General features: G+C 66.2%; 22 protein-coding genes. 8 read left to right on the top strand and 14 right to left on the bottom strand.

The features are described 5' to 3' along the window. Positions 1–7 precede the first annotated feature (7 nt). The 8 genes from AC1DOM_RS11955 to AC1DOM_RS11920 form a co-directional block, all read right to left on the bottom strand. Complete coding sequence (locus AC1DOM_RS11955) at positions 8–1,177, bottom strand: DegT/DnrJ/EryC1/StrS family aminotransferase (RefSeq protein ID WP_498963566.1); 1,170 nt, start codon at positions 1,175–1,177, stop codon at positions 8–10. A gap of 37 nt (positions 1,178–1,214) precedes the next feature. Further along, on the bottom strand, positions 1,215–3,143 hold the full coding sequence (locus tag AC1DOM_RS11950; protein ID WP_498963564.1) for a tetratricopeptide repeat protein: 1,929 nt from the start codon (positions 3,141–3,143) through the stop codon (positions 1,215–1,217). Next, positions 3,140–5,134 (bottom strand): tetratricopeptide repeat protein, encoded by a 1,995-nt coding sequence (locus AC1DOM_RS11945; protein WP_498963562.1) that lies wholly within the window; start codon positions 5,132–5,134, stop codon positions 3,140–3,142. The genes AC1DOM_RS11950 and AC1DOM_RS11945 overlap by 4 nt, the downstream gene beginning before the upstream one ends. Before the next feature lie 89 nt (positions 5,135–5,223). Next, complete coding sequence (locus AC1DOM_RS11940; RefSeq protein ID WP_498963560.1) at positions 5,224–5,658, bottom strand: pilin; 435 nt, start codon at positions 5,656–5,658, stop codon at positions 5,224–5,226. Positions 5,659–5,803: 145 nt separating this feature from the next. After that, positions 5,804–6,247 (bottom strand): pilin, encoded by a 444-nt coding sequence (locus AC1DOM_RS11935; RefSeq protein ID WP_498963558.1) that lies wholly within the window; start codon positions 6,245–6,247, stop codon positions 5,804–5,806. A gap of 236 nt (positions 6,248–6,483) precedes the next feature. Then, positions 6,484–7,800 (bottom strand): ArnT family glycosyltransferase, encoded by a 1,317-nt coding sequence (locus AC1DOM_RS11930; RefSeq protein WP_498963557.1) that lies wholly within the window; start codon positions 7,798–7,800, stop codon positions 6,484–6,486. Positions 7,801–7,853: 53 nt separating this feature from the next. After that, complete coding sequence (locus AC1DOM_RS11925; RefSeq protein WP_498963555.1) at positions 7,854–9,278, bottom strand: sigma-54-dependent transcriptional regulator; 1,425 nt, start codon at positions 9,276–9,278, stop codon at positions 7,854–7,856. A 49-nt stretch (positions 9,279–9,327) separates the two neighbouring features. Then, complete coding sequence (locus AC1DOM_RS11920) at positions 9,328–10,914, bottom strand: sensor histidine kinase (protein WP_498963553.1); 1,587 nt, start codon at positions 10,912–10,914, stop codon at positions 9,328–9,330. A 103-nt stretch (positions 10,915–11,017) separates the two neighbouring features. Between AC1DOM_RS11920 and sucC the strand changes: the two genes are divergently transcribed. Both sucC and sucD read left to right on the top strand, forming a co-directional pair. Next, a complete protein-coding gene (gene sucC, locus AC1DOM_RS11915) occupies positions 11,018–12,184 on the top strand; it encodes an ADP-forming succinate--CoA ligase subunit beta (RefSeq protein WP_498963551.1) in 1,167 nt (388 codons plus the stop codon). An 11-nt stretch (positions 12,185–12,195) separates the two neighbouring features. Next, complete coding sequence (gene sucD / locus AC1DOM_RS11910; protein WP_498963549.1) at positions 12,196–13,071, top strand: succinate--CoA ligase subunit alpha; 876 nt, start codon at positions 12,196–12,198, stop codon at positions 13,069–13,071. 48 nt (positions 13,072–13,119) lie between these two features. On the opposite strand, the gene AC1DOM_RS11905 is transcribed toward sucD, so the two are convergent. Both AC1DOM_RS11905 and AC1DOM_RS11900 read right to left on the bottom strand, forming a co-directional pair. After that, on the bottom strand, positions 13,120–13,560 hold the full coding sequence (locus AC1DOM_RS11905; RefSeq protein ID WP_498963547.1) for a hypothetical protein: 441 nt from the start codon (positions 13,558–13,560) through the stop codon (positions 13,120–13,122). Continuing rightward, the gene (locus tag AC1DOM_RS11900; protein ID WP_498963545.1) at positions 13,557–13,796 is read right to left on the bottom strand and encodes a hypothetical protein; all 240 of its coding nucleotides are present in this window, start codon (positions 13,794–13,796) and stop codon (positions 13,557–13,559) included. The genes AC1DOM_RS11905 and AC1DOM_RS11900 overlap by 4 nt, the downstream gene beginning before the upstream one ends. A gap of 195 nt (positions 13,797–13,991) precedes the next feature. On the opposite strand from AC1DOM_RS11900, the gene AC1DOM_RS11895 reads away from it, so the two are divergent. Further along, the gene (locus AC1DOM_RS11895; protein WP_498963543.1) at positions 13,992–14,147 is read left to right on the top strand and encodes a hypothetical protein; all 156 of its coding nucleotides are present in this window, start codon (positions 13,992–13,994) and stop codon (positions 14,145–14,147) included. Between the two features lie 8 nt (positions 14,148–14,155). Here AC1DOM_RS11895 and AC1DOM_RS11890 read toward each other — a convergent pair whose 3' ends face one another. The 4 genes from AC1DOM_RS11890 to AC1DOM_RS11875 all read right to left on the bottom strand — a co-directional run bounded on the left by AC1DOM_RS11890 (position 14,156) and on the right by AC1DOM_RS11875 (position 15,922). Next, positions 14,156–14,470 (bottom strand): hypothetical protein, encoded by a 315-nt coding sequence (locus tag AC1DOM_RS11890; protein WP_498963541.1) that lies wholly within the window; start codon positions 14,468–14,470, stop codon positions 14,156–14,158. 29 nt (positions 14,471–14,499) lie between these two features. Next, on the bottom strand, positions 14,500–14,922 hold the full coding sequence (locus tag AC1DOM_RS11885) for a hypothetical protein (RefSeq protein WP_498963539.1): 423 nt from the start codon (positions 14,920–14,922) through the stop codon (positions 14,500–14,502). Positions 14,923–14,933: 11 nt separating this feature from the next. Continuing rightward, positions 14,934–15,419 (bottom strand): hypothetical protein, encoded by a 486-nt coding sequence (locus AC1DOM_RS11880; RefSeq protein ID WP_498963537.1) that lies wholly within the window; start codon positions 15,417–15,419, stop codon positions 14,934–14,936. Between the two features lie 158 nt (positions 15,420–15,577). Beyond that, on the bottom strand, positions 15,578–15,922 hold the full coding sequence (locus AC1DOM_RS11875) for a DMT family protein (RefSeq protein WP_498963536.1): 345 nt from the start codon (positions 15,920–15,922) through the stop codon (positions 15,578–15,580). Positions 15,923–16,044: 122 nt separating this feature from the next. Here AC1DOM_RS11875 and AC1DOM_RS11870 point away from each other — a divergent pair, with 122 nt between their 5' ends. From AC1DOM_RS11870 to AC1DOM_RS11850, 5 genes are all read left to right on the top strand, one after another. Further along, positions 16,045–16,758, top strand: a complete 714-nt coding sequence (locus AC1DOM_RS11870; RefSeq protein WP_036170123.1) for a response regulator transcription factor — start codon at positions 16,045–16,047, stop codon at positions 16,756–16,758. Positions 16,759–16,766: 8 nt separating this feature from the next. Further along, positions 16,767–18,041, top strand: a complete 1,275-nt coding sequence (locus AC1DOM_RS11865; RefSeq protein WP_498963533.1) for a sensor histidine kinase — start codon at positions 16,767–16,769, stop codon at positions 18,039–18,041. A gap of 94 nt (positions 18,042–18,135) precedes the next feature. Continuing rightward, entirely contained in the window at positions 18,136–19,677 is a 1,542-nt protein-coding gene (locus AC1DOM_RS11860; protein ID WP_498963531.1) for an efflux RND transporter periplasmic adaptor subunit, read from the top strand. Further along, the gene (locus AC1DOM_RS11855) at positions 19,674–20,390 is read left to right on the top strand and encodes an ABC transporter ATP-binding protein (protein WP_498963529.1); all 717 of its coding nucleotides are present in this window, start codon (positions 19,674–19,676) and stop codon (positions 20,388–20,390) included. The genes AC1DOM_RS11860 and AC1DOM_RS11855 overlap by 4 nt, the downstream gene beginning before the upstream one ends. Then, positions 20,387–21,622 carry an ABC transporter permease gene (locus AC1DOM_RS11850; protein ID WP_498963527.1) on the top strand — a complete coding sequence of 412 codons (1,236 nt, stop codon included), beginning with the start codon at positions 20,387–20,389 and terminating at the stop codon, positions 21,620–21,622. Before AC1DOM_RS11855 ends, AC1DOM_RS11850 begins: the two co-directional genes overlap by 4 nt. Positions 21,623–21,656: the final 34 nt, after the last annotated feature.

The following is a 21,656-nucleotide window of genomic DNA, read 5'->3' as shown; positions in this document are numbered from 1 at the left end:
ACGGCGATCATGGCGTGCCCAGCACGCGCAGCGCCGAAGTGATCAGGTCGATGTCGTCGAAGGACGTGGCCGGCCCGTTCGGCAACACGATCACCCGGTTGGCGACCAGTTCGGTGTTGGGCAGCACCAGGCGCGCGTGCGGGAACAAATCGCGGTAGGGCTTCATCCCGTGCGCGCCCGGCCAGAAATACTTGCGCGCCAGCACGTTCTCGGCATGGAGCACGGCGACGATCTCGTCGCGCGAGGCGGGAAACCCCGGATCGACTTCGACGACGACGTAGTGGTAGTTCGGCGAGGTCGCGGGGTCGTAGCGCAGCAGGCGGACACCGTCGACGCCGGCCAGGCCGGTCGCGTAACGCTCGTAGTTGGCGCGATTGGCTTCGACGAAGCCCTCGACCGCGTCGAGGTTTACCAGCCCCATCGCGGCATTGATTTCCACCATTTTTCCGTTCGTGCCCGGATGGACGACATTGTCGTAGCCACGGAACCCGAAGTTGCGCATCAGCTGCATCGTTTCGGCCAGCGCATCGTCGTTGGTGACCACCGCGCCGCCTTCGAAGGTATTGAACACCTTGGTGGCATGGAAGCTCAGGACTTCGCAGCGACCGAAGTTGCCCAGCGGCCGTCCCTCGAAGCTGCAATCGAAGCCGTGCGCAGTGTCGTACATCAACTGCAGGCCGTGCTCGTCGGCGAGATCCTGCAACGCGTGGACAGGCGCGGGACGCCCCCACAGGTGCACGCCGATGATGCCGGTGGTGCGGGGCGTGATCATGCGGCGCACGGCCTCGGGATCGAGGTTGTGGGTGTCCGGGTCGATATCGGCGAACACCGGCGTGATCGCCTGCCAATGCAGCGCATGGGCCGTGGCGACGAACGTCCACGAGGGCACGATCACTTCGCCTTGCAGGTCCAGCGCACGGATCGCGATTTCGAGCGCGACGGTGCCGTTGCACATCGCCACGCAATGCTTGACGCCGAGGCGTTGCGCGATGCGCGCTTCCAGTTCCTGCACGAGCGGACCGTTGTTGGTCAGCCAGGCGCGGTCGAACATTTCGCCGGCCAGGCGCAGGAAGTGTTGCCGGTCGCCGACATTCGGGCGGCCGACGTGGAGTGGCTCGGCGAAGGCCGGCGCCGCGCCGTTGACGGCGAGGTCCGCGCGGCTGGCGATGCGCTTCATGGGTTGGGTCGATTCGGCACGCATGGGGCCCCCTGCATCAGTGCGTGGACGAGTTTGCGGGGGCGCCCGGAGAAAGTCCAAGGCGGCTTTCCAGTTCCGCGGCCGCCGCCTCCTCTTCGCCGAAACGCCCCAGTTCCCGGAGGCGGGCGATCTGTTCGCGCGCCTTTTCGTCCTGCCCGAGCGAGATGTAGACCTTCGCCAGGTTGACGCGGTACTGCGAGACCTCCGGGTGCAGCTTCACGGCGGCCTCGAACAGGGCCTGCGCGCGATCGGGCTGTTTCAGCACGTTGAGCGTGTAATCGCCGTACATCGTCTGCATGTCCGCATGGGGGCGCGCGAGCGCGGCCTCGAACATCCCGACCATGTGTTCCTCGGAAAACACGCATTCGTGGTTTCGCGCGCAGCGCATGATGCTGCCCACCGCGTTGATTTCCTGCGGGCCGATGGGGCCCCGGCGCAGGCGCGCGTTGACGTCGGCCCACCAGGCGTCCTTCTGCGGCAGGTTGGTGTGCGATGCCAGCAGCAGGAGTGCGCTGTGCGGGAGGATGCCGCTCTGCGGCAGGGTGATCGCGCGCTCGAGTTCCCTGACCGCCACGGGCACGAACGGAGAGTCCGGCGCGTATTTCGAAGCGATCACCAGCATGCGGCCGTAGGCATAGGTCGCGCGCGGCGACTGCGGGCGCTTCTGCGCTTCGACGTCGGCGAAGCGCAGCGGGTTGGACCACTCGCGCGCACGCAGGTGCGTGGTGCCCGCATAGCCGAAGGTCGCCAGGATCGCGACGAGGGCGCCGATGCGCTGCAGCGCGCCGCGCGGCGCAAGCAGCAACAGATCCGCCAGGGCGATCAGCACGCCCATCGACGCGAAGTAGTTGCGATGTTCGTACACCAGTTCCAGCGGCACGACGGTGGCGGTGAGCGCCTGCGCGGCGAGGAACCAAAGGATCCCGAGCGCCATCAGGGGCCGGCGCGCACGCACCCACCAGGCGAATGCGGCGAGTGCGAGCAGGCCCAGCATCGCGAACAGCGTCGATGGCGGCGACATCCATCCGCGCGAGACCACGTAGTCGTCGTGGAATAGCGTCAGCTCGCGAAGCGGCGGCGCCAAGGTCCAGCGCAGGTAGTCGACGACCACGCGCCCTTCGGTCAGCAGCCGCTCGGCGAGGCCGAAGTCGCGGGTGATGAACGCGTGCGGCGCGGTCACCCGCGGATACAGCCAGAACAGCCCCGCGATCAGTGGCAGCCACAACACCGCCGCGAACAACTTGCGCACGTCGCCCTTTTGCGGCGAGTTGCGCAGCGCGGGGATGCACGCTTCGGCGAGCCATGCGTAGAGCGCCAGCAGGACCGCCGACTCCTTGCACAGGATCCCCAGCGCGGTGCAGCCGAACAGGCCGGCGGCGATCCACCAGCGCCCACTTTCGCCCGCCAGTTGCCGCTGCCGCCCGACCAGGTACAGCCAAAGCCCGGCGAACACGAAGGTATGCGCCAGGCTTTCCATGCGTTGCACGATGTACAGCACGCTCATCGTGTTGATCGGGTGCAGCGCCCATGCGACGGCGACGAAGGCCGCGGCCCACGTGCGGCGACGTGCGTCGACACTGGGCGCGCCGAGCGCGAACAACAGACGCACCAGGCCCAGGACCAGCAGCGCATTGATCGCGTGGATGGCGAGGTTGGTCGCCTTCATCGCGACCGGATCCATGCCGGCGAAATAGGTGTTCACCGCGAAGCTCAGCATCGCGATGGGCCGCTGCAGGCTGCCGGCGTTCGACGAGAACGCCGCCGCGCGCCATGCGGGCCCGTCCAGCGTGTCCAGCTTGAGCGCCTGGTTGTCGACGATGTTCGGATAGTCGTCGAACGCGAACCCCCCGTTCAAACCGGGCCAATAGATGGCGAGCACCAGCAGTGGCAGTGCGATCAGCACGAGCCATCGGCGATTCGAAGCGAGGAAGCGTCGTGGGGTCATCGGCATTGCGTTGCGCCGTGGCGGCGGAAGTCGTCGTCGAGGTTGGTGCGCATGCGGGTGAGTTCGTTGGTCCAGTAATGCTGGCGGAGGAGAATCGCTGCATGCAGCCGGCCCATTGTGCCCGGCGCGTCGGCGACTTCGGACAAGGCGCCGCCGCGTTCCAGCGATGCGTAGTGATCCAGGTGCTCGCGTGCTTGCGCGTAACAACCGGCGGAGGCGAGTAGGGATGCTTGCTGCAACGCGGCCTGCGTCGACGGCCAGGCGTCGAGGGCCTGGTCGAATTCGGCGCGCGCCGCATCCACTTGCCCGCGGGTGAGCGCGAGCTCCCCGGCGATCGAATGCAGCTCCTGCCGGCGAGGGCGGGCGGCGTAATGCGGATTGGCGCGCGCGGCGGCGATCCACGCATCCATCGACTCGAGGTTCATGCCGCGGCAGCCGTTGGACCGCGCGGTGTGGAGCGCATCGGTCAGCCAGCGGTGCATCAACGCGTTGCTTTCGGTCGTGTTGCGCAATGCGTACGTGACGTCGGCGACATTGCGATGCGTCACGCCGCGGAGCGCGCAACGGGCGTCGGCCAGGTTCACCGCGAGCTGCAGGTCGGCGGGATCGCGTTCGGACAAGGGCTGCAGGCGGATGACGGCAAGCAGAGGGTGGCCACTTTCCCGCTCGAAGATCGCTGCCGTCGACTGCGCGCGCGACGAGGCGGGATTCGTGCGTGCCCAGATTTGCGCCATCTCGTCCTGTCGCGCCCAGAGGGACGCGCGCTGCCAGGTGATCGTCGCCAGGCCGCCGAAGAGCAGCACCACCAGCGCAATGCGCGCGGGTGCGGGAATCGACCACCGCATCAGCGCGCGGCCGACGGGCCAGCCGAGCAGCAGGGCCGGCAGGTAGTTGCGATGCTCGTAATACAACTCCAGCGCGAGCACCGTGGATTCGAGCAGGTGGCCGGCGAAGAAGAACAGCACGGCGCATGCGAAGACCGGCGCGCGGCGGCGCAGCGCGAATGCCGCAGCGACGAGTCCGAGCACGACGAGCATCGCCAGCCATGTCGAAGCGGGCGAAGCGAGCCCGGTGGATACGATGTAGGCATCGTTGTACAACCCGGTCGACAGCACGCGCGGGACCGCCAGCAACTGCAGGTAGTCGACGAGCACGCGCGGTTCGGTGAGCAGGCGTTGCGCGACGGTCCATGGGCGCGAAGCGAGTGTGTCGTGCATCGCCGGCAGCTTCGACAGCAGCCAGGCGAACAGCAGCGCACTGGGAAGCATCAACATCGCGCCACGCAAGAGGCGCAGTCGGCGATCCATCGGCGGCGCATCGTTCCGGCGCAGCACCACCGCATCGACCACCCAGGCCAGCACCGGCAGCAATGCCCCGTTCGCCTTGCTGGCCACGGCGAGGATCGTGCATGCGCCGAAAACGCCGACCATCCAGAGCACCGCGATGCGCGGCGATCTCGCCAGGCGTGCGCGCCCGTGTACCCACGCCAGCAGCCCGAGCAGGGTGAACGTCGCGGGCAACATCGCTTCGCGCTGCACGATGTACAGCGTCGTCGACACGAACAGCGGATGCAGCACCCAGAGGCCTGCGCCGATCAGCGCTGCGCCATCGCGCACGCGCCGGTCATCGCCCAGGCGTGCGCCGAGGACGCGCAACAGCACGAACAGCAACGCACCGTTCAACAGGTGCAGCATCAGGTTGGTGCGCAGGAAGGGCGCGGGGTCGGCGGGCCAGGTGCGCGCGTCGAGCAGGAAGGTCAGCAGCGAGAACGGACGCCCCGTGGGGTCGGCGACGCCCGAGGTGATGTAACGCCAGAAGGCGGGCGCATCATCGATCGGCCCGTATCGACCGAGCGCCGGCAGGTTGACCAGGTCGTCGAACAGGAACCCGCCCGACAGCCCCGGCCGATAGGCGAGAAAGGCGAGAAGCAGGACGCCAGCGAAAGCCAGCGGGGCCAGGTGGTCCTGCGGTCGGAACGAACGAGGGGTCATGCGGCGCCTGCGGAACGCCGCTTTCGGCGCAGGCGCATCGTAGCGAAACCCCGTCGCGGTCGGCGACGGGGTGGGCGGAAATCAGGAAATCAGTTGTCGCGGCAAGCCGGCGGAACGTACTTTTCGTTGAGCGTGGCGGAGCGATTGCAGACCCACTCGATGCTGCCCCCGTGCACGATCGGCGAGAAGGTCAGGTGCCGGCCCTGCAGCTCGGCGTGGGACGTGTTGCCGAAGGTGACGTCGATGATGCCGCCCGCCGTATCGAGCTGCTGCACGTAACGGCCCGCGATCGACGCCGGGGGTGCAAGCCCGAAGGAGACGTTGTCCCCCGCGAAGCGCCCCATGTTCTGGTAGAACTCGGCGACCGAGGACTTGACGCCGTCGGCCAGGGACGCGCCTTCGGAGACCTGCGCGCGGATGGCGTAGTCCTTGTACTGCGCGATGGCGATGGCTGCGAGGATCGCGATGATCGCCACCACGATCATCAGCTCGATCAGGGTGAAACCGGACTGGTCGGATTTCATGCAGCGCCCCCCCGGGCATGAATGCGTTAAGAATCTGACCGGGTATGACGCAAGCAGCGTGCCATGCCGGTGTTCGGGAGTGTGCCCTCCCTCACAAATAAGAAGGGCCGCTTGCGCGGCCCTTCGGAGACTGCACCCGGGCCGATTATTCGCGGCAGGGGGTCGGACGGTACTTGTTGAGGATCGAGGTGCCGGCGCTGTTGTCGCAGGACCACTCGATCGAGCCGCCGTGGACGATCGGCGAGAACACCAGCGTGTTGGCGCCGGCGGCCTGGATGGCCGTGTGCGCCTGGTTGGCGAAGGTCACTTCGATCTTGCCGCCAGCGGCATCGACCTGCGAGACGTACTTGCCGGAGATCGAGCCCGGAGGCGTCAGGCCGTACGACTGGTTGTCCGCCGGGAAGCGACCGTAGTTGTTGTAGAACTCGGCGACCGCGGTCTTCGTGCCGTCGGCGAGCGACGAGCCTTCCGACACCTGCGAGCGGATCACGTAGTCCTGGTACTGGCTGATGGCGATGGCGGCCAGGATCGCGATGATGGCGACCACGATCATCAGTTCGATCAGCGTAAAGCCCTGTTGCTTCTTCATTTGTGTATCCCCTAGGAGTGTTTTGAACGTCACGTGCCTCGTTCAGGCCCGGCTTTTCCGGATCCGTCGGGCAGCCGTGCAACGGTGCACGTGCTCGTAAGGATACGCAGGTTGTGTGCCAAAGGGGACACGCCTACGCGTTCCGAATGAAGGGTGTCGAACATCACGAATTCACTGATTTTGCGAGGGTTTTTGCCACTTGTCGGAACCATTGCGTCAGTAAGTGACAAGCCTTGTCACTCCACTTCGCGGCCGGCCGAGCTTGCGGCCGCCGGCGAGCGCCGCTTGCGCAACCAGTCGGCGCCGCAGGCCAGCGCGGTCATGGCCAGCACGCACTCGATGCCGCGATAGGCGATGGCATAACGCGGCTCGGCCTGCAGGACGACGTGCACCGCGGTGAGGTAGAGGGCCAACGCGCCCGTCGCCGCGGCGGGCATCGCCTCGCGGTTCCGCACGCCGCGCCACGCGAGGACCAGTGCGGCGGCCAGCGCTAGGGTCGTCAGCAGCGGATTGACCGCCGCGTAGGTGGTGCGCATTGCGCGCAAAACGCCCGGGCGCTCGAACGGCGAGCGCCGCACTTCCAGGAACGCGATGTCGCTCCCGCCGAAGGGCATCCGCCATCCCCACAGGCGCCAAGGCTTGGAGGCGTACCACTTCGCGTAGAAGGCCGGGTCGTCGGCCATGCGTGCGCCGATGCGTGCCAGGCCCGCGACCGGGTCCTGGCGCAAGGCGCGCTGTTCGGCGTCGATCTCGTTGGTGATGGCGATCGCGCGCGGATCGCCGCTGCGCAGGCGCTGGGCCGCGGCGTGGTAGTCGGGCCAGGAGCCCTGCACGAAATTCAGCGACATGCGGTCGCCGCCTTCGGGGCTCGCGACGCTGGTGTTGCGGATCGCCAACGCGATCACCGGCACCAGGAAGACGGCGAGCAACACGCCCGCCGAACGTCGCTGGCCATGCCACGCCACGAGCAGCGCGAGGAAGGGGACGAACAACAGCGCAACCGGATTGACGAGGGTCGCGAATCCGAACAGCACACCGGCCGCGACGTACCAACCGACGCGCTGCGAAACCCACGCACGCGCGAACGCCATCAGGCCCGCCATGAGCACGCACCCGAACAGGACTTCGGACAACAAGGTATTGGTGGCCACGACGTGATGCGGCCAGCAGGCGAGCAACAGCCCCGCGAGGATCGCCCACGTGGCGCTCAACCAATGACGCGCGAGCAGTGTCGTGCACACGACGGTCGCCGTGCCGAGCAGCACCTGCAACTGCAACATCCACGGATACCAGGGGCCGGCCTGATCCCACGCCGGCGCCTGGCCGAACAGCTTCATCAGCAACGCGATGACCCACGGATACCCCGGCGCGCGATAGTCGTCGGGCACCGGCATCTGAGGCGGGAACGTCTTGCCGAACACGCCGTGCTCGGCAAGATTCCATGCGTACGCGACGTACTCGCGGATGTCGCCGCGGATCGGCCAGTCGACGATCGTCGACAGGACGTAGTGCTCGCGCAAGGCGAAGGCGAGCAGCGCAAGCAGCGCGAGCATCACGCCGAAGCGTGGCGCCCGTTGCGAACGCGCCCCCGACGCGCCCGCGCGCATCAATCGATGCCGAGCTTCTTGAGCTTGTAGCGCAGCGCCCGGAAGGTGATGCCCAGTTGCGCGGCGGCCTTGGTCTTGTTGTAGCGGTTGTCTTCGAGCGCCTGCTGGATCGCGTTGCGCTCGATTTCCTCGATGTAGCTGGGCAGGGCACTGCTCATGCTGTCGCGCGGGTCGACGTGGCGCGGGTCGCGCTGGGTGGGCTCGCGCGGCGGCGTGGACGGGCGCGGCGCCGATTGCGACAGCGCATTCGGGCCATAGACCGGCAGGCGCAGATCGCTGGCTTCGATGCGGTCGTCTTCGGCGAGCGCGAGCGCGCGCTCGAGGATGTTTTCCAGTTCGCGCACGTTGCCGGGGAAGGGGTAGGCGCGCAGCGCTTCGACCGCCTCGGGCGTCAGCGTGGGAAGCGGGCGGCCCTGCTGGCCGGAGAGGCGTTGCAGGATCGCGGCCGACAGGCCCGGCAGGTCGTCGAGGCGTTCGCGCAGGGGCGGCACGCGCAATTCGATGACGTTGATGCGGTAGTACAGATCGTGGCGGAAGCGCCCGTCCTCGATCTGCCCGGCGAGATCCTTGTGCGTGGCCGACAGGATGCGCACGTCGACCGGCACTTCGATGTTCGCGCCGACCGGGCGGATCGATTTTTCCTGGATCGCGCGCAGCAGCTTGACCTGCATCGGCAGCGGCAACTCGGCGACTTCGTCGAGGAACAGCGTGCCGCCGTCGGCGGCCTGGAACAGGCCGGGCTTGTCGACGTGCGCGCCGGTGAAGCTGCCCTTCTTGTGGCCGAAGAATTCGCTTTCCATCAGCTCGGCGGGGATCGCGCCGCAGTTCACCGGCACGAACGGCCCGGTCGCGCGCGCGCCCTGCTCGTGGATCGTGCGCGCGACGAGTTCCTTGCCCGTGCCCGATTCGCCGGCGATGTACACCGGCGCCTGGCTGCGCGCGACTTTGCCCAGCGTCTGCTTCAACGCGACGATCGCCGGCGAGTCGCCGTAAAGGCGCGTGGCGAGCGCATCGCTCGCCGGTGCGCTGCCCGCGGGGCGGCGCGCGCCCTTCTGCGGGAGGTCCAGCGCGTGCTTCACCAGGCCGCGCAGCACCGAGAGATCGACAGGCTTGGCGACGAAGTCGAAGGCGCCGGCCTTCAGCGCTTCCACCGCGGCTTCCATGTTGCCGAAGGCGGTGATCATCGCCACCGGCGTGTGCGGATATTGCGCGGAAATCTCGGCGATGAGGTCGATGCCCGAGCCGTCGGGCAGGCGCATGTCGGTCAGGCACAGGTCGAAGCGGTGCGTCGCCAGCAGCGCGCGCGCTTCGTTGAGGCTCGACGCCGTCTCCGTCCGCAGGCCCATGCGGCCCAGCGTGAGGACGAGCAGTTCTCGGATATCGCGCTCGTCGTCGACGATCAAGGCGCTGCGTTGGTCGTTCATGCGTTCCCTTTTCCCCCCGCGCAAAACATTACAACAAAGGCCCTGCTTTTCACGCGGGCAACAATGAATGCGGCCCGGCCAGGCGAATCCGGAAGCAACAGCCGCCCCCCGGCATCGCCACGTATTCCAGCGTGGCCTGGTTCGCCCGGCACAACTCGCGGGCGATATAGAGCCCCAGGCCCGTGCCGTGGCCGGAGGTGGTGAAGAACGGCCGGAACAACTGCGAGGCCACCATCTCCGGAATGCCCGGCCCGCGGTCCTGCACGTCGAGCTGCGGCCCGTGCGCATTGGAAATGTGCAGGTGCACGCGCGCCGGTTCCCCCGGCATGCGGCCGTAGGTGAGCGCGTTGTGGATCAGCGCGACGAGCACCTGGTGCAACTGACGCGGATCGGCCAGCGCGGGCACGGCCGGCTGGTCGGCGGTGACCTGCAGCGTGTCGCCTTCCAGCGGATGGTTGGTGCGGTATTCCTCGATGAAGCGCCGCGCGAAGCCGACCAGTTCGACGTATTCGGGCTGCGCGCGCTCGCGGCGCGCGAGGCCGAGGACGTTTTCGACGATCCCGTTCATGCGTTGCGTCTGCTGGTGGATGATCTCCAGCAATCGGCGGTCCGCGTCGAGGATCTCCTTCGACTCTTCCAGCAACTGCGTCGCGTAGCTGATCGCCGCGAGCGGATTCCGGATCTCGTGCGCGAGGCTGGCGGAAAAGCGGCCCAGCGTGGCGAGCGTCAGGGATTCGGCGCGGCGCGACAGCAGCGAGGTGTCGTCGAGGAAGACCAGCGACTGGTCGCTGTCGGCGAGCAGGCGCGTGAAGCGCGGCACGATCTCGGGCAGGTCGGGGCCGAACTGCATCGGCGTTTCATCCGCGACGCCATCGTGGCGCCAGCGACGCAGGCGGCGATCCAGGTCGGGCGAAAGCGTATGCAGGGCATCGCCCTGCGATCCGGCAATCACCAGCAGCGCCGCTTCGTTCGCCAGGCGCACGGCGCCGCTGCCATCGACGAGCAACACGCCGGTGCGCATGCGCCGGATGATCAGTTCGCTGACTTCGGCCATGTTCGCGGCCTGCGCGCCGCGGTGTTCGGCGAGCGCCTGGCTGGCGCGCATCTGCCGCCCGAGCAGGTTGGTCAGCGTGCCGACGGCGACGAAGCTGATCGCATACATCAACAGTTCGGCCGGCTGCCGCGCCGAGGCCACGCCTTCGGCGCCGCTCCAGAGGTATTCGAGGATCAGCGCGACGCCGGCGAAGGCCGCGATCGCGATGCCCGTGCGCATCGACAGGAACAACGCCGCCGCGCCCACGTTGAACAACAACATCAGCGCGACGCCCGAGGCGGCGGTGGGCAGTGCGTGCATCGCCAGCGTCGCCGCCGCGATGTCGACCAGCACGCCGACCAGCGCCTGCACCTTCAGCGAGCCGCTGCGCCCCGTATAGAGGAGCACGACCGCGGCGACCAGGTAACCGGTGGCGGCCATGCCGCCGAGCATCGGCAGGGCCGGCTCGGCGAAGTAGTTGCCGAACGGGCTGAAGACGACCAGGGCGAGCAGCCCGGCCTCCAGCGCGCGATAGAGGGTGAACAGATAGAGCTCGCGGCGAAGCGCGCTCTGCGTGGTGGCGGGGGCGGGCGTGCGCGGCAAGCGGGGGTCCCCGATGAGGTTGGCGGGAGTATAGGGGGAGGCGGCTTTGCCCCGGGGGTCCCGCTTCGGCGACAATACCGCCCCTTTTCGCGCGTAACCCCCCATGAACTTCCACGAATACCAGGCGAAGCAGTTGTTTGCCGATTACGGCATCGCGGTCCCGGCAGGGCGCGTCGCCCGAACGCCAGAAGAGGCCGTCGACGCGGCCAAGGCCATCGGCGGCGACTTCTGGGTCGTCAAGGCCCAGATCCACGCGGGCGGCCGCGGCAAGGCCGGCGGCGTCAAGCTCGCCAAGACCTTCGACCAGGTGCGCGAATACGCCAAGGGCATGCTCGGCACGAAGATGGAGACCTACCAGTCCGCCGGCGTGGCCCTGCCCGTCGACTGCGTGCTGGTGACCCAGGCCACCGACATCGCCAAGGAGCTGTACCTCTCGGTGCTGGTCGACCGTTCGAGCAAGGCGATCACCTTCATCGCCTCGGCCGAAGGCGGCGTCGAAATCGAAAAGACCGCCGAGGAAAACCCCGACGCGATCAAGACGCTGCACGTGAACTACGTGCAGGGCCTGCAGCCCTACCAGTGCCGCGACATGGGCTTCGGCCTGGGCCTGGACGCCAGGCAGGTGAACCAGCTGACGAAGATCATGCTGGGCCTGGCCAAGCTGTTCAACGAGAAGGACCTGGCGCTCGTCGAACTCAATCCGCTGGCGATCATGACCGACGGCAACCTCGCGGTCCTCGACGGCAAGATCAACTCCGACGACAACGCGACCTTCCGCCATCCGGAACTCGCCGCGATGCGCGACATCCGCCAGGAAGACGAGACCGAAGTGCTGGCCAGCCAGCACGACCTCAACTACGTCACGATGGACGGCAACATCGGTTGCATGGTCAACGGCGCAGGCCTGGCCATGGCGACGATGGACGTCATCAAGCTCAATGGCGGCGAGCCGGCGAACTTCCTCGACGTGGGCGGCGGCGCGACGAAGGAACGCGTCACCGAAGCCTTCAAGCTGATCCTGCGCGACGCGCACATCAAGGCGATCTTCGTGAACATCTTCGGCGGCATCGTCCGCTGCGACATGATCGCCGAAGGCATCATCGCGGCGGTCAAGGAAGTCGACGTCAAGGTGCCGGTGATCGTGCGCCTGGAAGGCACGAACGTCGAAGAAGGCAAGCAGATCCTCAAGAATTCGGGCCTGGCGATCATCGCCGCCGACGACATCAACGACGGCGCGAAGAAGGCGGTTGCCGCCGCCGCCGGCAAGTAAGGACCCGACACATGAGCGTTTTGATCGACAAGAACACGAAGGTGATCGTGCAGGGCTTCACCGGCTCGCAGGGCACCTTCCACGCCGAACAGATGATCGACTACGGCACCAAGGTGGTCGGCGGTGTCACGCCCGGCAAGGGCGGCACGCAACACCTCAACCTGCCGGTCTTCAACACCGTGCGAGAAGCGGTGGAAGCCACCGACGCCGACGCCTCCGTCATCTACGTGCCGCCGCCGTTCGCGGCCGACGCGATCCTCGAAGCCGCCGACGCGGGCATCAAGGTCATCGTGTGCATCACCGAAGGCATCCCGGTGCTCGACATGCTGCGCGTCAAGAACGCGCTCAACGGCTACGAAGACGTCGTGCTCGTCGGCCCGAACTGCCCCGGCGTGATCACGCCCGGCGAGTGCAAGATCGGCATCATGCCGGGCCACATCCACCTGCCCGGCGTCGTGGGCATCGTCTCGCGCTCGGGCACGCTGACCTATGAAGCCGTGAAGCAGACCACCGACGTCGGCCTCGGCCAGTCGACCTGCATCGGCATCGGCGGCGACCCGATCAACGGCACGAACTTCATCGACGCGCTGCGCTGGTTCCAGGACGACCCGCAGACCCAGGGCATCATCATGGTCGGCGAAATCGGCGGCAGCGCCGAAGAAGAAGCGGCCGAATTCATCTCGCAATACGTGACCAAGCCCGTCGTCGGCTTCATCGCCGGCGCCTCCGCCCCGAAGGGCAAGCGCATGGGCCACGCCGGCGCGATCGCCTCCGGCGGCAAGGGCACGGCGGAAGGGAAGTTCGAAGCGATGGAGAAGGCCGGGGTCACGACGGTGAAGTCGCCGGGTGATCTGGGTGCGGCGATTGCGAAGCGCTTGAAGAAGTAATCGCGCTCGACGCCGGAATGAAAAAGCCCCGCACTTGCGGGGCTTTTTTTACGCCGAACGCTCCCTCGGGAATCGCTGGCGGATCTCCGGGATGAAGTAAATCAGGGAGGCCACCAGTGCGGTCAGGGCCCCTTTTAGGATCAACGGCGTCATGAAGCTCAACGGCGTGCCTGCGTTGTAGCTCAATTTTCCGATCAGCAGACCGGACGCGCCTCCAACGAGCACCGGGATGAAAAACGGGCCGTACTTGATCTTCAGCGAAAGAAACAGCGCCACGAAGCCGACAACGAAAATAGGAAACAGCGAATACAGGTACGCAATACCGCCTAGTACAAGCAACGTGGTCAGGTCCCACGAAGAATCCGGCGAGACCACCACGCTATAGACCAAGGGCACGAGGCCGGCGATCAGAAAAGCAGGCACGGCCCGAAGCAAGTTCATGCGTGCCGGCTTCCACGCTTTTTCTTGTGCCGCGCCTTCACGAATCACGGATTTTCCTCGCCGCTCGAATCACGTCCGTTTTCGCCTCGGTTGCGACGACGGGAGGCTGCAATCAAGGCGACGCCTGTCGCCAGGAGCGCGCACAGCGGAAACAGCGCCATCCACCACCAACGCAACACGGTCGCGCCCAGCGAACACGCGAGGCCCGTATCGGTCTGGCAGTTAGCCAATTGATGGTTGATCAAGGGCTGCAATCCGAACGGGATCGTCGCTGCGAACAACATAACGAAGAGGAGGGAACATGCCTCATACCTTGCTCCCCTCCTGGTTCGTGGACGCAGCCCGAGCAGGAATCACGACCCGGGCCAGAATATTCGAACTCGAATCGTGTGCGCACGGTCGTACGACTCGATCGCACGACGCAAGGAAATGCATCAGCGATCGAATCTCTTGAATAGTCGGTCGATCACGATCGACAGATGAAGCAAGAACCCTACGAAGGCTACAGAGAACCCCAGCCAAAACACTGCAACGCCGACTGGCTTGCTGAAAATGGCCGCGATACCGAATCCAAAACCGGCCAGCGCAAAACCAACCAAGCCTGTCCACACGCCCTGGAACAAATTGGTCGCTGATTCCTTCTTCATCGGCCACCACGCTCGCGCACGGGCAACGCCGGTCTTCCGGCATCGATCAACATGTAGGCGACCATCGTCGCAGATGCAACGAGAAACGCGAGGCCCGTCCACGCGCCTTCCCGGCTGAGGAACGTGTACTGCGCGCAAACCAGGTTCAGTTGCAGGAGAAAAAGCGCCACCGCGCTCCCGGCAACGACCCAGCGGCGCCGCCCCTGCTTTCTGCGGCAGAAGAGCAACCACGCCAGCTGCAGAACGCCCATCAACAGCGTTGCAAACAGTCCGGCCATCATGAAATACCCAAGCACTTCCACGCTGGTCACCTCGGCATCGTAATCAGGCGATCACCAAATCAGGTATTGCCATCCCGTTTGTAGACGATCGCGGTTGAGGGAAGGTCCACGTCGGGGTACGCCCACAACGTATCGCCAGATTGCCAAAAAATTCCCGTGCCGTATGGCGTCGTGCATCGCTTGTCCGAGAGTTCCGAGAACTTGAGAAACACCCTGTTGTCCTCGCGCAGGTATTCCCAAGTCCCCCGGCCGTCGACATCCCCGGTCGCGTTGTCGTCCGAGCATGCCACCGCGCTTGGAAATCGCAGCGCCTCGAACCGCCCGTCCTTGCCAAGTTCGACGACCCGGCGATTCGCACCGGGTTGTTCGTTGAACCAGCGCCCGACGATGTCGTTTGTGGAGCTGCGTTCCGTGCAGCCCGACATCGAAATTGCGCAAAGCAACACGGCGAGAATCATGCGAACGTGCATGTGCGTCGTCATGCCGCCATCGCTCACGAAGTCAGCGCGCGCCAACGCTTGAACCAATAACCCAATTCCTGGGCACTGCTATCTCCCGAACATTCGAGTGCTGGCAGCGCTCGGTCGAGACTTGCACGTTGCAGGTCACTCAGTCCGCCGAAGACCGCCGACAGCTCCATCGCAAATAGAAAGGAATAGGCCGCGGCAAACGCTTCGATATCGCCCGTTGCCGATGACTGCGCCTGCACCAAATGGAACCTGTACAAGTTGTTCTTGAACAGTTCGACGTGCTTCACGAGAAGCGTCGAAGGCCCATCCGGAAGGTCTCGCTCGATCTGATGCTCGCTGTTGAACGCCGCAACGGCCTCCCCACATTCGTCCAAGACCAGCCGCCTGGCGGGGGTAATCAGCTGCGAGGTTTTTCGTTCGAGGGAGACCGAATAAACATCCACCTCCAAGTTCCCCGTGTCGGCAACTTGTAGTGCAACGCCGTGACTTCCAGAAATCAGGAGGCCCATGCTCGAAGTGTTCACGCTTTCAAGAAAAATGATCGGCCAGTGCGAAGCTTGCTTCGCACCCCCCAACGAATCACAGAGGCGGAAGCCCCCGACCGAAGCGACCCGCAAGGTGATGCCCCACCACGTTCGGGCGACGCGCCAATGATCGCAGCAACCCCTCAGGGCTCCAGAAAAATCAACCACGCCGCCACAGCAATCAACGCAAACCCGGCCCAGTGATTCCACCGCAACGGCTGCCCGAGATACCACGCCGAGAACCCCGCGAACACCACCAGCGTGATCACCTCCTGCATCCCCTTCAACTGCGGCGCCGAGTAAACCGCGCTCCCCCAGCGATTGGCCGGCACCATCAGCGAATACTCGAACAAGGCGATCCCCCAACTGGCGAAGATCGCCAGCGCCAGCGGCGCAGACTTGTACTTCAGGTGCCCGTACCAGGCGAAGGTCATGAAAACGTTGGACCCCAGGAGCAGCAGGATCGGGATCAGGCGGTCGAAACTCATGGAAGGGGGTCCTCGAAGGGCGGGGAATGGCATGGATATTGACGCGGATGAGCTTCTTCACGGAGCCTCGACCCCCGGATCGGCACCTTCACGAACCTGAAGACCCACCCAGGAGCCCTCCCATGCGCAGCAGTGAAGAACCCGCTGGCCTCGTCCTCATCGTCGAAGACAACCGCAACATTTCGGAAATGGTCGGCGAATACCTCGAAGGCCGGGGATTCGAAGTCGACTACGCCTCCGACGGGCTCGACGGCTATCGACTCGCGGCCGAAAACAGCTACGACGTCATCGTCCTCGACCTCATGCTCCCGCGCCTGGACGGCCTGGAAGTGTGCAAGCGCCTCCGCGAGGAAGCCCGCAAGTCGACCCCGGTCCTGATGCTGACCGCCCGCGACACCCTCGACGAAAAGCTCACCGGCCTCGGCGCCGGCGCCGACGACTACCTCACCAAACCCTTTGCGATCCAGGAACTGGAAGCGCGACTGCGCGCCCTGATCCGCCGCGAACGCCGCCAGGTGGGTGCCGAGGTCCTCAAGGTCGCCGACCTCGTCCTCGACCCGGCCTCCCTGCGCGCCACCCGCGCCGGCAGCGAACTGCAGCTCTCGCCCATCGGCCTGAAACTGCTGACCATCCTGATGCGCGAATCGCCGCGCGTGGTGAGCCGCCAGGAGATCGAGCGCGAGATCTGGGGCAACGGCCTGCCGGATTCGGATACGCTGCGCAGTCATCTCTACAATCTCCGGAAGACGATCGACAAGCCGTTCGAGAAGCCCTTGCTGCACACCGTGCAGAGTGCCGGCTACAGGATCGCGGACATCGAACAACCGCCGGCCTGAGGATCGAAGTGCCCCAAGGGTTGCCACGCAAGATCCGGATCGCCTTTCTCCTCCAGGTGGTGCTGGTCAGCCTCGCGGTCGTGATCGCAGGCTGGCTGGTGTCGCTGGTGATACGGGTCGGTTTCGTCCGCTCCGCCTCCGAAGCCGAGGCGGCGGACTTCTTTGCGCAAAAAGCGGTCAACGCCGAGTACTCGCTGCCGCACGGGCGCAACTTCAAGAGTTGGTTCGTGCCCGATGGCGACCTGCCGGTGGGCATGCCGCCCGGCATCGCGCAGTTGCCCGTCGGCCATCACGACCTGCGCGATCGGGACATGCAGGTCCGCGTCGCGAAGGGCGGCGGCGGCACGCTGTACATCGTGTACGACCAGGACCGCATCGACCGGCTGATGTATGCCTACGCGGTGTTGCCGGTCGCGCTGGGGCTGGCGGCGGTGTTCGCGGTGTCGCTGCTCACCTATCGCGTTTCCAAACGCCTGGTCACGCCGGTCAATTGGCTTGCGCGCGAAGTGGCGGCCTGGGATCCACGACAACCCAACATCGATGCGCTGGCACCGCACCGATTGCCGGCGGACATCGGCAGCGGCGAGGCGCGACAACTCGCCAAGGCCCTGCATACGCTCGGCGAGCGCGTGGAATCCTTCGTCGCGCGCGAAAGAAACTTCACGAGAGATGCCAGTCATGAGCTGCGAACGCCGCTGACGGTGATTCGCGTCGCGGCGGATCTTCTCGAAGCCGAACGCGATCTCAGCGCACGCGGCGAGCGATCGCTCCGTCGCATCCAGCGGGCGAGCCGCGACATGGAAGCGGTCATCGACGCCTTCCTGATCCTCGCGCGCGAAGCGGACATCGAACCGCAATCCGAGCACTTCGTCGTGTCGGACATCATCGACGAGGAAGTCGAGAAAGTGCAGCCGTTGCTGGACGGCAAGCCGGTGGCGCTGAAAGTGATCAAGGACGCCAGCCCGGAATTGCACGCACCCTCGCGCGTGCTGGCGGTGATGGTGGGCAACCTGCTCAGCAATGCCTGCCAGTACACCGACAGCGGCGACATCGAAGTGCGCATCGGGCAGGACCGCGTCACCGTGCGCGACACGGGCATCGGCATGACGCGCGAAACGCTGCAGCGGGCCTTCGATCCGTTCTATCGGGCCGACCAGGACACGGGCGGCATGGGCCTGGGCCTGTCGGTCGTGCGGCGCCTGGGTGAACGTTTCGGCTGGCCGGTGGTATTGGAGAGCGTGCCCGGCAGCGGCACGTTGGCGACGATCCAGTTCGTTCCCTGAACCGCGGAACCTCGGACGGGGCGCGTGGTCAACGCGCCGCGCGACGGCGCGTTCCCGCCGTCGACACCCCTCTCCCCGGACCCGACCCTTCCGCATGGCTGCTTCCCGTCCCGCGCCCGCCCGCAAGAAGCGTTTCGCCCTCCCGCCGCGTTCGGTCGCGGTGGTCCTGGCCCTGCTCGCGCTCATCGCCGCCGGTTGGTGGTGGACCCAGCGCAACGCACAGGCCGCACAGGGCGCCTTCCGCACGGCAGCGGTGGAACGCGGCGACATCCGCGTGGCGATCTCGGCCACCGGCACGCTGAGCGCGATCTCCACGGTCGATGTCGGCAGCCAGATCTCCGGGCAAGTCACCGACGTGTTGGTCGACTTCAACGATCGCGTCAAGAAGGACCAGGTGCTCGCGCGCATCGATCCGAGTACGTACCAGGCGCAGATCGCGCAGGGTGCGGCGTCGGTGTCCAGCGCGCGGGCCAACCTCGAAACCGCGCGCGCTTCGCTCGCCAACGCCGAAGCCGATTACCAGCGCAAGGCCGGCCTGTCGAAGGACCAGTTGATCGCGCGCAGCGACCTGGACCTCGCCAAGTCCGCGCGCGACCAGGCGCGGGCGCAGGTCGCCGCCGCGCAGGCGCAGATCACGCAGCAGCAAGCCTCGACGCAGACCTCGCAACTCAACCTGCAGCGCACGGTGATCCGCTCGCCGGTGGACGGCGTGGTGCTGACGCGTTCGATCGAACCCGGGCAGACCGTCGCCGCGAGCCTGCAGGCGCCGGTATTGTTCCAGATCGCCGAAGACCTCTCGAAGATGGAAATCGTGCTGCAGATCGACGAGGCCGACATCGGCCAGGTGAAGTCGGGGCAGGGCGTGAACTTCACCGTCGATGCGTTTCCCGATCGCTCCTTCCGCGGAAACGTGCAGCAGGTGCGCCTGTCGGCGACCAACACCAACAACGTGATCACCTATCCGGTGGTTGTGTCGGTCGACAATCGCGATCAAGTGCTGCTGCCCGGCATGACCGCGAATGCCGAAATCGAAGTGAGCCGTCGCGACGGCGTGCTCAAACTCCCGAATGCCGCGTTGCGCTTCAAGCCCGCCGACGAGAATTCGTCGTCCGCCGGTGCCGCGCCGACGCAATCGCGTGGTGCGCTCGCCGGCGAGTTGCCGAATCTCGCGGCCACGTTGCAGCTGCAGCCCGCGCAGCAAGCGGCGTTCGACGACGCGCTCAAGCAGATGCGCGAGCGGATGGCCGCGCGCCAGGCACCGGCGGCGTCGCAGCAGGGCGGTGGCAGCGCGTTGTTCGGCCGCGGCCCGGGCGGCGGCCCGTCCAGCGGCAACAACAGTGGTGGCGGAGCGAATCCCGCGATGCGCCAGAAGATGCTGGAGCGCTTCAACCAGCAGTTCGCCGCATTCCGCGCGACGCTAGACGACAAGCAACGCACGCAGTGGGATGCGGGCGTCGCGGGCCTGGTCGGCGCACGGCGCGCACCGATCTACAAGCTCGTCGACGGCAAGCCGCAGATGGCGATGGTGCGCGTGGGCGTGTCGGATGGTTCGAACACCGAAGTCTCCGGCGACATCGCCGCGGGCGATGCGGTCATCGTCGGTGCGCAGCGCGCCGAGCAGAAGACCACGCAATGAAAGCCCTCCTCCGCGACCCCGCCCGCGACGGGGCGGTGATCGAAACCCGCGCACTCGGCAAGGTCTACGCGGTAGGCAGCGAGGCCGAAGTGGTCGCATTGCGCGATGTCGACCTGCGCATCGGGCGCGGCGAGTTCGTCGCGATCATGGGGCCGTCGGGTTCGGGCAAGTCGACGCTGATGAACCTGCTCGGTTGCCTGGATACGCCGAGCAACGGCACCTACTGGTGCACCGGCGTGGATGTCGCTTCGCTCGATGCCGAAGGCCGCGCGCGCCTGCGCCTGGACAAGATCGGCTTCGTCTTCCAGGGCTTCAACCTGTTGCCGCGGATGGACGCACTCGAAAACGTCGCGATGCCGATGGGCTATGCGAACGTGCATCGCGACGAGCGCTTGCAACGCGCGCAGGCGGCGCTGGAAGCGGTGGGCCTGGGCAATCGGCAGCATCATCGGCCCAGCGAGATGTCGGGCGGGCAACAGCAGCGCGTCGCGATCGCGCGCGCGCTGATCAACCGCCCGCCGATCCTGCTCGCCGACGAACCCACGGGCGCGCTGGATTCGAAGACCGGCGAGGAAATCCTCGCCCTGTTCAAGCAATTGCAGCAAGAAGACCACACGGTCGTGCTGATCACGCACGATCCGGACGTCGCCCACCATTGCGACCGCATCTTCACCATGCGCGACGGCCTGCTGACCGAAGAGGTGCGCGCATGAATCCGATGGAGATCCTGCGCACCGCGTTCTACGCCTTGCGCGGCAACTGGATGCGCAGCGCCCTCACTTCGCTCGGCGTGATCATCGGCATCGCGGCGGTGATCGTGATGGTGTCGGTGGGGCAGGGCACGCAGGCGGAAATCGACAAGATGGTCGCCGGCCTGGGTTCCAATCGCCTGGATATCAGCGCCGGTTCGGGCCGCGGCTTCGGCGGCGTGCGCATCGGCAGCGGCAACACCTTCACGCTCACCGAAGACGACGCGCACGCGATCCGCACCGAGATTCCGGAAGTGCAATTCGTCGCGGGCAGCCTGCGCGGCAGCAGCCAGCTGGTTTACGCGGAGAACAACTGGTCGAGCAGTTGGCAGGGCGTGGAAGCCGATTGGTTCGACATCAACGGTTGGAAGATCGCCACCGGCGGCGGCTTCGATGCACGCGCCTACACGGGCGCGGCGAAGGAAGTGATCCTCGGCGAAACCGTGCGGCGCGAGTTGTTCGGCGAAGACGATCCGCTCGGGCAGACGATCCGCATCGGGCGCGTGCCGTTCACCGTGGTCGGCACGCTCAAATCGAAAGGCCAGGGCGGCTTCGGCCAGGACCAGGACGATGTCGTCGTGGTGCCGCTGGAAACCGCGCGCCGCCGCCTGATGGGCGCGATGGGCCTGCCGCCGGGCGCGGTGATGCAGATCGCGCTGGGCGTGGGCAACGCGAACGACCTGGACTACGTGCAGGGCGAAGTGGAAGCACTGTTGCGCCAACGCCACAAGATCCAGCCCGGCGCCGACGACGACTTCAACGTGCGCAACATCGCCGAGATCATCAGCACGCGCACGGCGACCACCAACCTGATGTCCAAGCTGCTCGGCGCGGTGGCGACGATCTGCCTGATCATCGGCGGCATCGGGATCATGAACATCATGCTGGTGTCGGTGACCGAGCGCATTCGCGAAATCGGCTTGCGCATGGCCGTGGGCGCGGGACCGCGCGACGTGCGGCGGCAGTTCCTCGCCGAAGCGATGCTGATCTCGATGATCGGCGGCGTCATCGGCATCGTCATCGGGATCGCGGGGGCCCTGCTCGTCGGCAAGTTCAGCGAATTGCCGGTGCAGGTGAACGCGAACGTGGTGGGCCTGGCGGCGGCGTTCTCGATCGCGACCGGCCTGTTCTTCGGGTACTACCCGGCGCGCAAGGCGTCGATGCTGGACCCCATCGAGGCGTTGCGGCAGCAGTAGATCTGTTCGCAGCGGAGACGTTTCTCCGCTGCAA

The organism is Lysobacter sp. P5_B12, assembly GCF_056400425.1.
The sequence above is the reverse complement of the archived record's forward strand: the minus strand, read 5'-3'. Positions and strand labels throughout refer to the sequence as shown.

Bases quoted from the DNA above. Each gene is read 5' to 3' on its own strand.
- AC1DOM_RS11955 (WP_498963566.1), bottom strand. From the start codon at position 1,177: ATGAAGCGCATCGCCAGCCGCGCGGACCTCGCCGTCAACGGCGCGGCG.
- AC1DOM_RS11950 (WP_498963564.1), bottom strand. From the start codon at position 3,143: ATGACCCCACGACGCTTCCTCGCTTCGAATCGCCGATGGCTCGTGCTG.
- AC1DOM_RS11945 (WP_498963562.1), bottom strand. From the start codon at position 5,134: ATGACCCCTCGTTCGTTCCGACCGCAGGACCACCTGGCCCCGCTGGCT.
- AC1DOM_RS11940 (WP_498963560.1), bottom strand. From the start codon at position 5,658: ATGAAATCCGACCAGTCCGGTTTCACCCTGATCGAGCTGATGATCGTG.
- AC1DOM_RS11935 (WP_498963558.1), bottom strand. From the start codon at position 6,247: ATGAAGAAGCAACAGGGCTTTACGCTGATCGAACTGATGATCGTGGTC.
- AC1DOM_RS11930 (WP_498963557.1), bottom strand. From the start codon at position 7,800: ATGCTCGCGCTGCTTGCGCTGCTCGCCTTCGCCTTGCGCGAGCACTAC.
- AC1DOM_RS11925 (WP_498963555.1), bottom strand. From the start codon at position 9,278: ATGAACGACCAACGCAGCGCCTTGATCGTCGACGACGAGCGCGATATC.
- sucC (WP_498963551.1), top strand. From the start codon at position 11,018: ATGAACTTCCACGAATACCAGGCGAAGCAGTTGTTTGCCGATTACGGC.
- sucD (WP_498963549.1), top strand. From the start codon at position 12,196: ATGAGCGTTTTGATCGACAAGAACACGAAGGTGATCGTGCAGGGCTTC.
- AC1DOM_RS11900 (WP_498963545.1), bottom strand. From the start codon at position 13,796: ATGTTGTTCGCAGCGACGATCCCGTTCGGATTGCAGCCCTTGATCAAC.
- AC1DOM_RS11895 (WP_498963543.1), top strand. From the start codon at position 13,992: ATGAAGCAAGAACCCTACGAAGGCTACAGAGAACCCCAGCCAAAACAC.
- AC1DOM_RS11885 (WP_498963539.1), bottom strand. From the start codon at position 14,922: ATGACGACGCACATGCACGTTCGCATGATTCTCGCCGTGTTGCTTTGC.
- AC1DOM_RS11880 (WP_498963537.1), bottom strand. From the start codon at position 15,419: ATGGGCCTCCTGATTTCTGGAAGTCACGGCGTTGCACTACAAGTTGCC.
- AC1DOM_RS11875 (WP_498963536.1), bottom strand. From the start codon at position 15,922: ATGAGTTTCGACCGCCTGATCCCGATCCTGCTGCTCCTGGGGTCCAAC.
- AC1DOM_RS11870 (WP_036170123.1), top strand. From the start codon at position 16,045: ATGCGCAGCAGTGAAGAACCCGCTGGCCTCGTCCTCATCGTCGAAGAC.
- AC1DOM_RS11860 (WP_498963531.1), top strand. From the start codon at position 18,136: ATGGCTGCTTCCCGTCCCGCGCCCGCCCGCAAGAAGCGTTTCGCCCTC.
- AC1DOM_RS11855 (WP_498963529.1), top strand. From the start codon at position 19,674: ATGAAAGCCCTCCTCCGCGACCCCGCCCGCGACGGGGCGGTGATCGAA.
- AC1DOM_RS11850 (WP_498963527.1), top strand. From the start codon at position 20,387: ATGAATCCGATGGAGATCCTGCGCACCGCGTTCTACGCCTTGCGCGGC.